Annotated in this window: 11 protein-coding genes; 8 read left to right on the top strand and 3 right to left on the bottom strand. The window is 69.5% G+C overall.

Annotated features, from left to right (window positions below):
* Window positions 1-16 precede the first annotated feature (16 nt).
* Together tldD and aroG are read left to right on the top strand one after the other, a co-directional pair.
* Window positions 17-1483: a metalloprotease TldD gene (gene tldD / locus WJ35_RS08215; protein WP_060236182.1), complete on the top strand. Its 1467-nt coding sequence runs from the start codon at window positions 17-19 to the stop codon at window positions 1481-1483.
* Window positions 1484-1881: 398 nt separating this feature from the next.
* Entirely contained in the window at window positions 1882-2955 is a 1074-nt protein-coding gene (gene aroG / locus WJ35_RS08220) for a 3-deoxy-7-phosphoheptulonate synthase AroG (RefSeq protein WP_010091431.1), read from the top strand.
* A gap of 126 nt (window positions 2956-3081) precedes the next feature.
* Here aroG and hmpA read toward each other — a convergent pair whose 3' ends face one another.
* Window positions 3082-4290: an NO-inducible flavohemoprotein gene (hmpA, locus tag WJ35_RS08225; protein ID WP_069239025.1), complete on the bottom strand. Its 1209-nt coding sequence runs from the start codon at window positions 4288-4290 to the stop codon at window positions 3082-3084.
* 90 nt (window positions 4291-4380) lie between these two features.
* Window positions 4381-4932 carry a cob(I)yrinic acid a,c-diamide adenosyltransferase gene (locus WJ35_RS08230; RefSeq protein ID WP_069239026.1) on the bottom strand — a complete coding sequence of 184 codons (552 nt, stop codon included), beginning with the start codon at window positions 4930-4932 and terminating at the stop codon, window positions 4381-4383.
* Window positions 4933-5200: 268 nt separating this feature from the next.
* On the opposite strand from WJ35_RS08230, the gene WJ35_RS08235 reads away from it, so the two are divergent.
* From WJ35_RS08235 to proC, 6 genes are all read left to right on the top strand, one after another.
* Complete coding sequence (locus WJ35_RS08235; RefSeq protein ID WP_060236189.1) at window positions 5201-6619, top strand: FAD-binding oxidoreductase; 1419 nt, start codon at window positions 5201-5203, stop codon at window positions 6617-6619.
* A gap of 17 nt (window positions 6620-6636) precedes the next feature.
* Window positions 6637-8127: an FAD-linked oxidase C-terminal domain-containing protein gene (locus tag WJ35_RS08240; RefSeq protein WP_010091427.1), complete on the top strand. Its 1491-nt coding sequence runs from the start codon at window positions 6637-6639 to the stop codon at window positions 8125-8127.
* Window positions 8128-8296: 169 nt separating this feature from the next.
* Complete coding sequence (gene glcE, locus WJ35_RS08245; protein ID WP_010091426.1) at window positions 8297-9385, top strand: glycolate oxidase subunit GlcE; 1089 nt, start codon at window positions 8297-8299, stop codon at window positions 9383-9385.
* 7 nt (window positions 9386-9392) lie between these two features.
* Window positions 9393-10619, top strand: coding sequence for a glycolate oxidase subunit GlcF (gene glcF / locus WJ35_RS08250; protein ID WP_060236190.1), 1227 nt, complete (start codon window positions 9393-9395; stop codon window positions 10617-10619).
* Window positions 10620-10761: 142 nt separating this feature from the next.
* Window positions 10762-11460: a YggS family pyridoxal phosphate-dependent enzyme gene (locus tag WJ35_RS08255; RefSeq protein WP_042584509.1), complete on the top strand. Its 699-nt coding sequence runs from the start codon at window positions 10762-10764 to the stop codon at window positions 11458-11460.
* Window positions 11461-11483: 23 nt separating this feature from the next.
* Window positions 11484-12296: a pyrroline-5-carboxylate reductase gene (gene proC, locus WJ35_RS08260; RefSeq protein ID WP_060236192.1), complete on the top strand. Its 813-nt coding sequence runs from the start codon at window positions 11484-11486 to the stop codon at window positions 12294-12296.
* A gap of 121 nt (window positions 12297-12417) precedes the next feature.
* On the opposite strand, the gene ubiA is transcribed toward proC, so the two are convergent.
* Window positions 12418-13281, bottom strand: a complete 864-nt coding sequence (gene ubiA, locus WJ35_RS08265; protein WP_010091422.1) for a 4-hydroxybenzoate octaprenyltransferase — start codon at window positions 13279-13281, stop codon at window positions 12418-12420.
* Between the last annotated feature and the right edge of the window lie 97 nt (window positions 13282-13378).

Below are 13378 nucleotides of genomic sequence, written 5' to 3' on the forward strand. Positions count from 1 at the left end.
AAACCCCGATACCCGCATGAACATCATCGAACCCGGCATCCGCAACCTGGCGCTGGCGAAGGACATCCTGCTCACGCCCTATGGCCTCGACGAGAGCCTCCTGACGCGCACGATCGCCGACATCTTCACGCATCGCGTCGACTACGCGGACCTGTACTTCCAGGCGACCCGCAGCGAAGCGTGGAGCCTCGAGGAAGGCATCGTCAAATCGGGCAGCTTCAGCATCGACCAGGGCGTCGGCGTGCGCGCGGTCGCGGGCGACCGCACCGCGTTCGCGTATTCCGACGACCTGTCTCCCGAAGCGATCGCACAGGCGGCCGCGGCCACCAAGGCAATCGCGGCCGCGGGCGGCGGCCGCCAGAAGATCAAGGCGGCCACGTCGCTGAAGGGCATCTCGGGCCGCGACCTGTACCTGCCGTCCGACCCGCTCGCGTCGCTCGACGCCACGGCCAAGGTCAGGCTGCTCGAGCGCATCGAGCAGATGGCGCGCGGCCGCGACCCGCGCATCACGCAGGTGATGGCGGGCCTCGCCGGCGAATACGATGTCGTGCTCGTCGCGCGCAGCGACGGCGCGCTCGCGGCGGACATCCGCCCGCTGGTGCGCGTGTCGGTGACGGTGATCGCCGAGCAGAACGGCCGCCGCGAGATCGGCACCGGCGGCGGCGGCGGCCGCTTCGACTACGGCTACTTCACGGACGACGTGCTGTCGCGCTACGTCGACGACGCGGTGCACGCGGCGCTCGTGAACCTCGATGCGCGCCCGGCGCCGGCCGGCGCGATGACGGTCGTGCTCGGGCCGGGCTGGCCGGGCGTGCTGCTGCACGAGGCGATCGGCCACGGCCTCGAGGGCGACTTCAATCGCAAGGGCTCGTCGGCGTTCGCGGGCCGGATCGGCGAGCAGGTCGCCGCGAAGGGCGTGACCGTCGTCGACGACGGCACGCTGCCGAACCGCCGCGGCTCGCTGAACATCGACGACGAAGGCAACCCGACCCAGTGCACGACGCTGATCGAGGACGGCATCCTGAAGGGCTACATCCAGGACACGCTGAACGCGCGCCTGATGAAGATGCCCGTCACCGGCAACGCGCGGCGCGAGTCGTACGCGGCGCTGCCGATGCCGCGCATGACCAACACCTACATGCTGAACGGCGACAAGGACCCACAGGAAATCATCGCGTCGGTGAAGAACGGCCTGTATGCGGTGAACTTCGGCGGCGGCCAGGTCGACATCACGAACGGCAAGTTCGTGTTCTCGGCGTCCGAGGCGTACATGATCGAGAACGGCAAGGTGACGTATCCGGTCAAGGGCGCGACGCTGATCGGCAGCGGCCCGGAATCGCTGAAGTACGTGAGCATGATCGGCAACGACATGTCGCTCGACACCGGCGTCGGCGTGTGCGGCAAGGAAGGCCAGAGCGTGCCGGTCGGCGTCGGCCAGCCGACCCTCCGGATCGACAAGATGACGGTCGGCGGTACGGCATAACCGCATCGCCGCGCAGACATTCCGCGCATTTTGCGAAAAACGCGCGGAATGTCCGCATTTTCGTCGCCCCCTGGTTGCCAGCCGCGCGGCGAGCGGGTATAAATTCCGAATCAACTTTTTTGACGAACCCACTTTCCGTCATGTCCGCCAAGTTTTACTTTTACTTTTTTTGGCATCTCAGACCGCTGGCGGATCGAGAGGGTTGATGGCGCGTAAAGCGCAACCAAAATTCCCGAAAAAAAAACCGCCGGCGAACCCGGCGGTTTTTTTTCGCCCTTCGCCCCTGGTCGCCGCCGAAGTCGTCCCGCAGCGCCGGCCGAAACGACTGAATTGCCTGAATTGATGAATTTGCCGCCCGCGCACTGACCGAACGGCTAGCCCTATCAAGGAGAAACAGCATGCCCCCGCACAATACCGACGACGTCCGCATTCGTGAACTCAAGGAGCTGACGCCGCCCGCCCACCTGATCCGCGAGTTCGCGTGCTCCGAAGCCGCGTCCGAGCTGATCTACAACGCGCGGCAGTCGATGCACCGGATCCTGCACGGGATGGACGACCGGCTGATCGTCGTGATCGGGCCGTGCTCGATCCATGACACGAAGGCGGCGCTCGAGTACGCGGGGCGACTCGTCAAGGAGCGCGAGCGCTTCAAGAACGAGCTGGAAATCGTGATGCGCGTGTACTTCGAGAAACCGCGCACGACGGTCGGCTGGAAGGGGCTCATCAACGATCCGCACCTCGACAACAGCTTCAAGATCAACGAAGGGCTGCGCACCGCGCGCGAGCTGCTGCTGCACATCAACGAAATGGGGCTGCCGGCCGGGACCGAATACCTCGACATGATCAGCCCGCAGTACATCGCGGACCTGATCTCGTGGGGCGCGATCGGCGCACGCACGACCGAATCGCAGGTGCACCGCGAGTTGGCGTCGGGGCTGTCGTGCCCGGTCGGCTTCAAGAACGGCACCGACGGCAACGTGAAGATCGCGGTCGACGCGATCAAGGCGTCGTCGCAGCCGCACCATTTCCTGTCGGTGACGAAGGGCGGCCACTCGGCGATCGTGTCGACGGCCGGCAACGAGGATTGCCACGTGATCCTGCGCGGCGGCAAGACGCCGAACTACGACGCGGAAAGCGTGAATGCCGCGTGCGCGGACATCGGCAAGGCCGGCCTCGCCGCGCGCCTGATGATCGACGCGAGCCACGCGAACAGCTCGAAGAAGCACGAGAACCAGATTCCGGTATGCGCGGACATCGGCCGCCAGATCGCGGCGGGCGACGAGCGCATCGTCGGCGTGATGGTCGAGTCGCACCTCGTCGAAGGCCGCCAGGACCTGAAGGAAGGCTGCCCGCTGACCTACGGCCAGAGCATCACCGATGCATGCATCGCCTGGGAGGACAGCGTCAAGGTGCTCGAAGGCCTCGCGGAATCCGTCAAGGCGCGGCGCGTCGCGCGCGGCAGCGGGAACTGACGGCCAGCGGGCCGCGGGCCGGCGCATGCCGCGCGCGGCCCGATCGATGCCCCAATAAGACAAGCCCGGCTCGCGCCGGGCTTTGTCGTTGCGTCGCTGCATCGGCCGCCACCGGCCAAGCGGTCGTTACTCGAGCGCGCCCGAGCCGAAGATCTCGGTGTTGATACGTTCCGGCGCGACACCCAGCGCGATGAGCGCATCGCGCTGCGCCTGCATGAACGCGATCGGGCCGCAGATGTAATAGTCGGCGTCCGGCACCAGCGCATGGTGCTTCACCCGCTCCGGCGTGAGCCGCCCTTCGAGATCGTGATCGATGCCCGCGCGGTCGTTCGGCCCGACCAGCTCGTACAGCACGGTCCGCTTGACGTTGGCGTGCTCGCGCACCGTGTCGTTGAGCCAGTCGCGGAACGCGTGCACCGCGCCCGAACGGCATGCATGGATGAAGCGCACTTCGCGCGGGCTGCCTTGCGCGACCAGCGTCGACGCCATCGACACCATCGGCGTGAGGCCGACGCCGCCGGAGATCAGTACGACCGGCGTCGGCACGTCGCGCTTCAGCGAGAACTCGCCCATCGGCGCGGTCACCTCGACGATCGCGCCCTCTTCGACGCCGTCGTGCATCAGCGTCGACACCTTGCCCGCCGGGATCGCCTCGGGCCGGCCCGCCTCGCGCTTCACCGAAATGCGCAGCCACGTGCCGTTCGGCGCGTCGGACAGGCTGTACTGGCGCGGCTGATCGACGCCCAGGTCGCCGACGAAGCGCTTCACGGTCACGTACTGGCCCGGCTCGAACGTCGGCGCCTGGCCGCCGTCGGCCGGCCTCAGGTAGAACGACGTGATCTCGTCGCTCTCGCGCACCTTGCGCGCGACCTTGAACGGACGGAAGCCACTCCACGCCGCGCCCGCGTACAGGTCCGCCTCGGCGCCGATCAGGATCTGCGCGAGCTGGCCGTATGCGACGCGCCACGCTTCGAGCGTGTCCGCATCGACCGCGTCGCCGAGCACTTCGACGATCGACGCGAGCAGGTTCTCGCCGACGATCGGGTAATGCTCGGGGCGGATGTTCAGGCTCGCGTGCTTGTGCGCGATGTGCGACACCGCACCGCCGAGCGCCCCCAGGTTGTCGATGTTCGCCGCATACGCGTAGACCGCCTTCGCGAGCGTCTCGGGCTGGCTGCCGGTCTTCTGGTGCGTCTGGTTGAACAGGTTCTTCAGTTCCGGGTGACGCGCGAACATGCGCCCGTAGAAATGCTTCGTGATCGTCGCGCCGTGCTCGGCGAGGACGGGGGCGGTGGCTTTCACGCGGGCCATCTGGTCGGCGGTGATGTGGGTCATGTTCGTTCTCCGTTAAACATGCCCATACAATACATCTTTAAAAATCGCGGCCCCTCGGGCAAATTGTCGCAGCGCGGGAAGGCGCGCGCCTCAGCGCACGCGCCCTCGCTCCCACAGCACGTCCGCGCCGCCGTCCGCGCGGTTCAGCACGCGCGCGAGCACGAACAGCAGGTCGGACAGCCGGTTCACGTACCGGCGCGGCGTCTCCTGCAGCGTTTCGACGCGGCCGAGCGCGACGATCGCGCGCTCCGCGCGCCGGCACACGGTCCGGCACACGTGCGCGAGCGCCGCCGCGCGCGAACCAGCGGGCAGGATGAATTCCTTCAGCGGCGGCAGCGTCGCGTTGTAGCCGGCCAGCCACTGGTCGAGGCGCGCGAGATGCGCATCGCCGAGCACCGTGTGGCCCGGAATGCACAGCTCGCCGCCCAGGTCGAACAGGTCGTGCTGGATCGTGACGAGCGCCGCGCGCACGTCGTCGGGCAGCGTTTCGGCGAGCAGCACGCCGATGGTCGAATTCAGTTCGTCGACGTCGCCGATCGCGGCGATCCGCACGTCGTCCTTGCCGACGCGCCGCCCGTCGCCCAGGCCGGTGGTACCGTCGTCGCCGGTGCGCGTGGCGATCTTGCTCAAGCGGTTGCCCATGCGAAGTCCTCTCGTGCTCGGCCGCGGCGCGGCCCGGGTTGCATTGCAAGCCGATTATCGCAGCCTGCCGCGCGGCTCGCAGCAGGTGTTCCAGCGTAGAATGAAAGCAGACCGCCCCGCCCGCCGCGGTACCGCCCGGCAAGCTGTCGGACCTTGCACGGGACCAGGCGCAAAGCGCGGGGCCGGAATCGGTGCCGAGGCGCTCGCAGCCCTGCATGGGACCGCAACCCGGTGCCGATGCGCCCATGCTGATCGAGAGGAGACTTGCGTGAATCACCCCGCCCCGCCGGCCGCACCGACCGGAACGCGCCGCCCCCTGCCCCCCGCCCTGCTCGATGCGCTGCGCGCCGCGTTCGGCGAGCGCGTGTCGACGGCCGACGCAGTGCGTGCGCATCACGGCCGCGACGAATCGCCGTTCGACCCGCAGTTGCCCGACGCGGTCGTGTTCGCGCACAGCGCCGACGACGTCCGGCAGGTCGTCGCGCTCTGCGCGCTCTACGGCGTGCCGCTGATCCCGTACGGCGCGGGCTCGTCGCTCGAGGGCCACCTGCTCGCGGTGCGCGGCGGCGTGTCGCTCGACCTGTCCGACATGAACCGCGTGCTGTCGATCAACGCGGAAGACCTGACCGTAACCGTCGAGCCCGGCATCACGCGCAAGGCGCTCAATGAAGCGCTGCGCGACACGGGCCTGTTCTTCCCGATCGACCCCGGCGCCGACGCCAGCATCGGCGGCATGACCGCGACCCGCGCGTCCGGCACCAACGCCGTGCGCTACGGCACGATGCGCGAGAACGTGCTCGGCCTGACCGCGGTGCTCGCCGACGGCCGCGTCGTGAAGACCGGCTCGCGCGCGCGCAAGTCGTCGGCCGGCTACGACCTCACGCGCCTGTTCGTCGGCTCCGAAGGCACGCTCGGCGTGATCACCGAAATCACGCTGCGCCTGCACCCGCTGCCGGAAGCCGTGTCGGCCGCGACCTGCACGTTCCCGTCGATGGGCGACGCAGTGCGCACCGTGATCGAGACGATCCAGATCGGCGTGCCGATCGCGCGCGTCGAATTCGTCGATGCGCTCGCCATCCGCTCGATCAACCGCCACTCGAACCTGACGCTCGCCGAGGCGCCGACGCTGTTCTTCGAATTCCACGGCACCGAGGCCGGCGTGAAGGAACAGGCCGAACTGGTCGAGGCCCTCGCGGGCCAGAACCACGGCCAGGGATTCGAATGGGCGACCCGGCCCGAAGACCGCAGCCGGCTCTGGGCCGCGCGCCACAACGCGTTCTTCGCGATGCTGCAGCTGAAGCCCGGCTGCCGCGCGGTGACGACCGACGTCTGCGTGCCGATCTCGCAGCTCGCCGCGTGCGTCGAGGAAACCGAGACCGACCTGCGCGCGTCGTCGCTGCCGTGCCCGATCGTCGGCCACGTCGGCGACGGCAATTTCCACGTCGCGATCCTGATCGATCCCGACCGGCCCGAGGAGCTCGACGAAGCGGAACGCATCAACGACCGGATCGTCGAGCGCGCGCTGCGCATGGGCGGCACCTGCACCGGCGAGCACGGCGTCGGCCTGCACAAGATGCGCTTCCTGCCGAAGGAGCACGGCGACGACGCGATCGACGCGATGCGCGCGATCAAGCTCGCGCTCGACCCGCGCAACCTGATGAATCCCGGCAAGATCTTCACGTGCTGACCCACGCAGGAGACCTCATGAACGCCCCCGAACTGTCGGCCGAGATGCGCGCGCAGCGCCAGCGCGAAGTCGTGCAGGCGCTGATGGCCGTGCTGCCGACGCATTGCCTGCTGTATCGCGAGGAAGACACCGCGCCATACGAATGCGATGGCCTGTCCGCGTACCGGCGCCTGCCGCTCGCGGTCGCGCTGCCCGAGACGGAATCGCAGGTGCAGCGCATCGTGCAGATCTGCCGGCGCATGGAAGTGCCGATCGTGCCGCGCGGCGCGGGCACGAGCCTGTCGGGCGGCGCGCTGCCGATCTCGCTCGGCGTCGTGCTGTCGCTCGCGCGCTTCACGCGAATCGTCGAGGTCGACCCGTATGCGCGCACCGCGACCGTGCAGCCCGGCGTGCGCAACCTCGCGATCTCCGAGGCCGCCGCGCCGTACGGCCTGTATTACGCGCCCGACCCGTCGTCGCAGATCGCCTGCACGATCGGCGGCAACGTCGCCGAGAATTCCGGCGGCGTGCACTGCCTGAAGTACGGCCTGACCGTGCACAACGTGATGCGCGTGCGCGCGGTGACGATCGACGGCGAAATCGTCGAATTCGGCTCGCTCGCGCTCGACACGCCGGGCCTCGACCTGCTCGCGGTCACGATCGGCAGCGAGGGCATGTTCGCGATCGTCACCGAAGTCACGGTGAGGCTGATCCCGAAACCGCAGACCGCGCAGCTCGTGATGGCGAGCTTCGACAACGTGGTCAAGGGCGGCGAGGCGGTCGCGGCGATCATCGCGTCGGGGATCATCCCGGCCGGCCTCGAGATGATGGACAAGCCGGCGACGCAGGCGGTCGAGGCGTTCACGCACGCAGGCTACGACCTCGACGCGAAGGCGATCCTGCTGTGCGAATCGGACGGCACGCCCGAGGAGGTCGCCGAGGAGATCGTCCGGATGACGGCGGTGCTGCGCGAGCACGGCGCGACGCGCATCCAGGTGTCGCGCAACGAAAGCGAGCGGCTGCGCTTCTGGTCCGGCCGCAAGAACGCGTTTCCGGCCGCCGGGCGGATTTCCCCCGACTATTACTGCATGGACGGCACCGTGCCGCGCCGCGCGATCGGGCCGCTGCTCGCGCGCATCGAGCAGCTGGAGGCGCGCTACGGGCTGCGCTGCATCAACGTGTTCCACGCGGGCGACGGCAACATGCATCCGCTGATCCTGTACAACGCGAACGATCCGGACGAGCTGCACCGCGTCGAGCTGTTCGGCGCGGACATCCTCGAGTGCTGCGTCGAATTCGGCGGCACCGTGACGGGCGAGCACGGCGTCGGCGTCGAGAAGCTCAACTCGATGTGCGTGCAGTTTTCGCCGCAGGAGCGCGACGCGTTCTTCGCGGTCAAGCGCGCGTTCGATCCGCCCGGGCTGCTCAATCCCGACAAGGGCATCCCGACCCGCGCGCGCTGCGCCGAATACGGCCGCCAGCACGTCCGAGGCGGACTGCTGCCGCACCCCGACCTGCCGCGCTTCTGAGCCGCCGGCGCGGCACACGCGCCGCCGCCCGAGCCGGCCCGGTCCGGTTCCGGCGGCGTGGCCGCGCGCCGCCGGAACCGGACCGGGCTTAGGGATAGTCGCGATGTGCATTCGCGCGACCCCGGTACAATCGACCGGACAACGACACGAGACGAAACGACAACCGATCATGGAAGAGGACGACATCGTCGCCGGCTGGGCCGAGCGCGTTCGCGCGGCCAGCGCCGACGGCCGGCCGCTGCGCCTGCGCGGCGGCGGCACCAAGGACTGGTACGGCCAGGCGCTCGAGGGCGAGATACTCGATACGCGCGCGTTTCACGGCATCGTGTCGTACGACCCGGCCGAACTCGTCGTCACGGTCCGCGCGGGCACCCCGCTCGCGCAGCTCGAAGCCATCCTCGGCGAGCGCGGCCAGATGCTGCCGTTCGAGCCGCCGCATTTCGGCCGCGCGGCCACGGTCGGCGGCTGCATCGCGGCGGGGCTCGCCGGCCCGCGGCGCGCAGCCTGCGGCGCGCCGCGCGACTTCGTGCTGGGCGTCGAACTGATGAACGGCCGCGGCGAAGTGCTGCGGTTCGGCGGCCAGGTCGTGAAGAACGTCGCCGGCTACGACGTGTCGCGCCTGATGGCCGGCTCGCTCGGCACGCTCGGGCTGATGCTCGAGCTGTCGATCAAGGTGCTGCCGGTGCCCGTCGCCGAAATCACGCTGAAGTTCGAGATGAGCGCGACCGATGCGGTGCGCAAGCTCAATGAATGGGGCGGCCACCCGCTGCCCGTCAGCGCGAGCGCGTGGCGCAACGGCACCCTCGTGCTGCGCCTGTCCGGCGCCGAGGCCGCGGTGAAGGCCGCGAAGACGCTGCTCGGCGGCGAAGTCGTCGACGCGGTCGAAGCCGAGCGCTTCTGGGCCGGCCTGCGCGAGCACACCGATCCGTTCTTCAACGGCATTCCGCCGGGCTTCGCGCTGTGGCGCCTGTCGCTGCCGAGCATCACCGAGCCGATGCACCTGCCGGGCACCCAGCTGATGGAATGGGGCGGCGCACAGCGCTGGTGGATCACCGACGCCGATGCGCAGACCGTCCGCATGAGCGCGAAACAGGCGGGCGGCCATGCGACGCTGTTCCGCGCGGGCGAATCGTACGACCGCAGCGCCGGCGTGTTCACGCCGCTGCCCGCGCCGCTGATGAAAATCCACCGCGGGCTGAAGGCGGCGTTCGATCCGGCGCGCATCTTCAATCGCGGCCGGCTCTACCCCGATCTCTGAGGGCTCGATGCAGACGAACCTCGCCGATTTCATCCGCAATACGCCCGACGGCGACGAAGCCGACGCGATCCTGCGCAAGTGCGTGCATTGCGGGTTTTGCACCGCGACCTGCCCGACCTACCAGCTGCTCGGCGACGAGCTCGACGGCCCCCGCGGGCGCATCTACCTGATCAAGCAGATGGTCGAGGGCGCCCCCGTGACGCGCAGCACGCAACAGCACCTCGATCGCTGCCTCACGTGCCGCAGCTGCGAGACGACGTGCCCGTCCGGCGTCCAGTACGGCCGCCTCGTCGAGATCGGCCGCAAGCACGTCGAGGCGCAGGTGCGGCGCCCGCTGTCGCAGCGGCTCGTGCGCCGCGCGCTCGCGAGCTTCGTGCCGAACAGCGCGCTGTTCTCGCCGGTGATGCGGCTCGGCCAGCACGTGCGGCCGCTGCTGCCGAAGCGCCTGCGCGACAAGGTGCCGCCGCGCACGAAGCTGCTCGAATGGCCGAACCGCCCCCATCCCCGCAAGATGCTGATGCTGGCCGGCTGCGTGCAGCCGTCGATGCTGCCGAACATCAACATCGCGACCGCGCGCGTGCTCGACGCGCTCGGCGTCGAGACGATCGTCGCGCCCGAGGCCGGCTGCTGCGGCGCGATCCGGCTGCACCTGAACTATCACGACGAGGCGCTCGACGACGTGCGCCGCAACATCGATGCGTGGTGGCCCTACGTCGAGCAGGGCGTCGAGGCGATCGTGATGAACGCGTCCGGCTGCGGCGCGACGGTGCTCGAATACGCGCACCTGCTGCGCGACGATCCGGCCTATGCGGAGAAGGCGCAGCGCATCGTCGCGCTGACGCGCGACGTGTCCGACGTGCTGCTCGCGTTCGAGGCCGAGCTCGCGACGCTCGCGCGGCGCCGCGCGATCCATACCGTCGCCTACCACCCGCCGTGCACGCTGCAGCACGGCCAGCAGTCGCGCGGCAAGGTCGAGCGGCTGCTCGAGACGCTCGGCATCGACGTGCGCCTGCCTGCCGACAGCCACCTGTGCTGCGGCTCGGCCGGCACCTATTCGCTGACGCAGCCGTCGCTGTCGTACAAGCTGCGCAAGCAGAAGCTCGCGAAGCTGCAGGCGCTCGAGCCGCAGATGATCGTCTCCGCGAACGTCGGCTGCATCGCGCACCTGCAAAGCGGCACGCAGATACCGGTCGCGCACTGGGTCCAGCTGGTCGAGCACCTGCTGTACGGCTGACGCGAGCGGCGGCCCGCTGCGGCGCGGCGCGCCGTCCGCCTGCCGTCCGTCCGCGTGCCGTCCGTATAATGGGCGCTTTGCTGCGGCGCATGCGGTGCCGCAGCGCGCCGTCTCCGCTTCAGTGCCAGCTTCCGTGCCCGTCATGTCCGATCTCGCCGTTCGCCTCGAATCCGTCCACCGCCGCATCGCCGACGCCGCCCGCGCAGCCGGGCGCGACCCCGCCGCCGTCACGCTGCTCGCCGTCTCGAAGACCTTCCCCGCCGATGCGGTGCGCGCCGCACACGCAGCCGGCCAGCGCGCGTTCGGCGAGAACTACGTGCAGGAGTCGATCGACAAGATCGACGCGCTCGCCGATCTGCGCGCGGCGCTCGAATGGCATTTCATCGGGCCGCTGCAGTCGAACAAGACGCGCCCCGTCGCCGAACGCTTCGACTGGGTGCATTCGATCGACCGGCTGAAGATCGCGCAGCGGCTCGCCGAGCAGCGGCCCGCGCATCTGCCGCCGCTCAACGTGTGCGTGCAGGTGAACATCAGCGGCGAGGCGTCGAAGAGCGGCGTCGCGCCGGCCGACGTCGCCGAGGTCGCGCACGCGGTGGCCGCGCTGCCGTCGCTGCGGCTGCGCGGCCTGATGGCGATCCCCGAACCCGCGGGCGACGCCGACGCGCAGCGCGCGCCGCATCGCGCGCTGCGCGCGCTGTTCGACGCGCTGCGCGCGGATGGGCTGCCGCTCGATACGCTGTCGATGGGCATGTCCGCCGATCTCGAGGCGGCCGTGCTCGAAGGCGCGACGATCGTGCGAGTCGGCACCGCGATCTTCGGCGCGCGCGACTATTCCCATTGATCCACTTCTCATTCCCCGACATCATGAAGATTGCATTCATCGGCAGCGGCAACATGGCCGCGGCATTGATCGGCGGCCTCGTCAAGCGCGGCGTCGGCGCGGACGGCCTGTACGCGATCGACGTCAACGAAGACGTCCGCGCGCGCGCCGCGCAGCAATTCGGCATCCGCACCGGCGCGGCCATCGACGCGACGCTCGCGGATTACGACGCGGTCGTGCTCGCGGTCAAGCCGCAGGTGCTGAAGGACGTCGCGCAGGCGCTCGCGCCGCACCTGAAGACCCAGCTCGTGATCAGCATCGCGGCGGGCATCCGCGGCACGGATCTGGCGCGCTGGCTCGGCGATTACGCGCGCGTCGTGCGCACGATGCCGAACACGCCGGCGCTCGTCGGCATGGGCGTGACGGGGCTCGCCGCGCTGCCGGGCGTCGACGCGGCGGGCCGCGAACTGGCGTCGAACGTGCTCGGCGCGGTCGGCGAGATCGTCTGGTTCGACGACGAGTCGCAGCTCGACGCGGTCACCGCGATCTCGGGCAGCGGCCCCGCGTACGTGTTCTATTTCATCGAAGCGCTGCAGGAAGCGGCGTGCCGCCTCGGGATGAACGACGAGCAGGGCCGCGCGCTCGCGGTCGCGACGTTCACGGGCGCCGCGCAGCTCGCCGCGCAATCCGGCGAGCCGGCCAGCGTGCTGCGCGAGCGCGTGACGTCGAAGGGCGGCACGACGGCGGCCGCGCTCGCGTCGTTCGACGCGCAGGGCGTCAAGGAAGCGATCGTGCGCGGCGCGCTCGCGGCCGCGGCGCGCGCGAAGGAAATGGGCGACGAGCTCGGGCGCGATTAAACGGTACGTGCGCGGCGGTTGCGGCTCCGCACCCCCGCTCGCCCCTTCGCGCAAAAAGAGAAAGCGGCCCGCGGGCCGCTTTCTCTTTTTCCGGCGCAGGATGCGCCGCCGTCACCGGCGCTCAGAGCCCGGCCACCGCGTAATGCGCGGCGATCCCCGCGAACAGCACGCCGCCGAGCCAGTTGTTGTGCCGGAACGCAGCGAAGCACGGCATCCGCTCGCGATCCTTGATCAGCGTGTAGTGATACACCGCGCAGCCGGCCGCCGCCGCCCACCCCGCCCAGTAGACGAGGCCGAAGCCGAGCGTCAGCCCGACCCACACGTAGATGCCGAGCGTGGCCGCATAGCATGCCATCACCGCCGCGACGTCGAAGCGGCCGAACGTGAGCGCCGACGTGCGAATGCCGATCTTGATGTCGTCGTCGCGATCGACCATCGCGTATTCGGTGTCGTAGGCGACCGACCAGAACACGTTCGCGATCAGCATGACCCACGCGAGCATCGGCACCGTGTCCTGCACGGCCGCGAACGCCATCGGGATGCCGAAGCCGAACGCGATGCCGAGGTACGCCTGCGGGATCGCGAAGAAGCGCTTCATGAACGGATAGGTGCCCGCGACGATCACCGCGACTACCGACAGCTCCTTCGTCAGCGTATTGAGCGGCAGGATCAGCAGGAACGCGACGAGCGCCAGCCCGACCGCGATCGCGATCGCTTCCCACGCCCGGATCTTGCCGGACGTCAGCGGACGGTCGGCCGTGCGCTTCACGTGGCGGTCGAAGTCGCGGTCCGCGTAGTCGTTGATCGCGCAGCCGGCCGAACGCATCAGCAGCGTGCCGAGCGCGAAGATCACGAGCAGCGACCAGCGCGGCTGGCCGTTCGACGCGATCCACAGCGCGTTGAGCGTCGGCCAGAGCAGCAGCAGGCTGCCGATCGGCTTGTCCATCCGGACGAGCCGCAGATACAGGGGAAAGCGGGCGAGCATGGCGAAGCACCGGGAAGATAACCCCGGCATTTTAGAGCCGGGCAGCGGTTCGCGTCATGTCGGGGCGGCTCGCGCCCGGCGCCCGCCCGCGCAGCGG

Source organism: Burkholderia ubonensis (assembly GCF_001718695.1).
In the GTDB taxonomy this organism is placed as follows: Bacteria; Pseudomonadota; Gammaproteobacteria; order Burkholderiales; family Burkholderiaceae; genus Burkholderia; species Burkholderia ubonensis_B.

Coding starts and splice junctions, on each gene's coding strand:
- WJ35_RS08230 (WP_069239026.1), bottom strand. CDS start 4,932: ATGGGCAACCGCTTGAGCAAGATCGCCACGCGCACCGGCGACGACGGT.
- ubiA (WP_010091422.1), bottom strand. CDS start 13,281: ATGCTCGCCCGCTTTCCCCTGTATCTGCGGCTCGTCCGGATGGACAAG.
- WJ35_RS08255 (WP_042584509.1), top strand. CDS start 10,762: ATGTCCGATCTCGCCGTTCGCCTCGAATCCGTCCACCGCCGCATCGCC.
- tldD (WP_060236182.1), top strand. CDS start 17: ATGAACATCATCGAACCCGGCATCCGCAACCTGGCGCTGGCGAAGGAC.
- glcF (WP_060236190.1), top strand. CDS start 9,393: ATGCAGACGAACCTCGCCGATTTCATCCGCAATACGCCCGACGGCGAC.
- aroG (WP_010091431.1), top strand. CDS start 1,882: ATGCCCCCGCACAATACCGACGACGTCCGCATTCGTGAACTCAAGGAG.
- WJ35_RS08240 (WP_010091427.1), top strand. CDS start 6,637: ATGAACGCCCCCGAACTGTCGGCCGAGATGCGCGCGCAGCGCCAGCGC.
- glcE (WP_010091426.1), top strand. CDS start 8,297: ATGGAAGAGGACGACATCGTCGCCGGCTGGGCCGAGCGCGTTCGCGCG.
- proC (WP_060236192.1), top strand. CDS start 11,484: ATGAAGATTGCATTCATCGGCAGCGGCAACATGGCCGCGGCATTGATC.
- hmpA (WP_069239025.1), bottom strand. CDS start 4,290: ATGACCCACATCACCGCCGACCAGATGGCCCGCGTGAAAGCCACCGCC.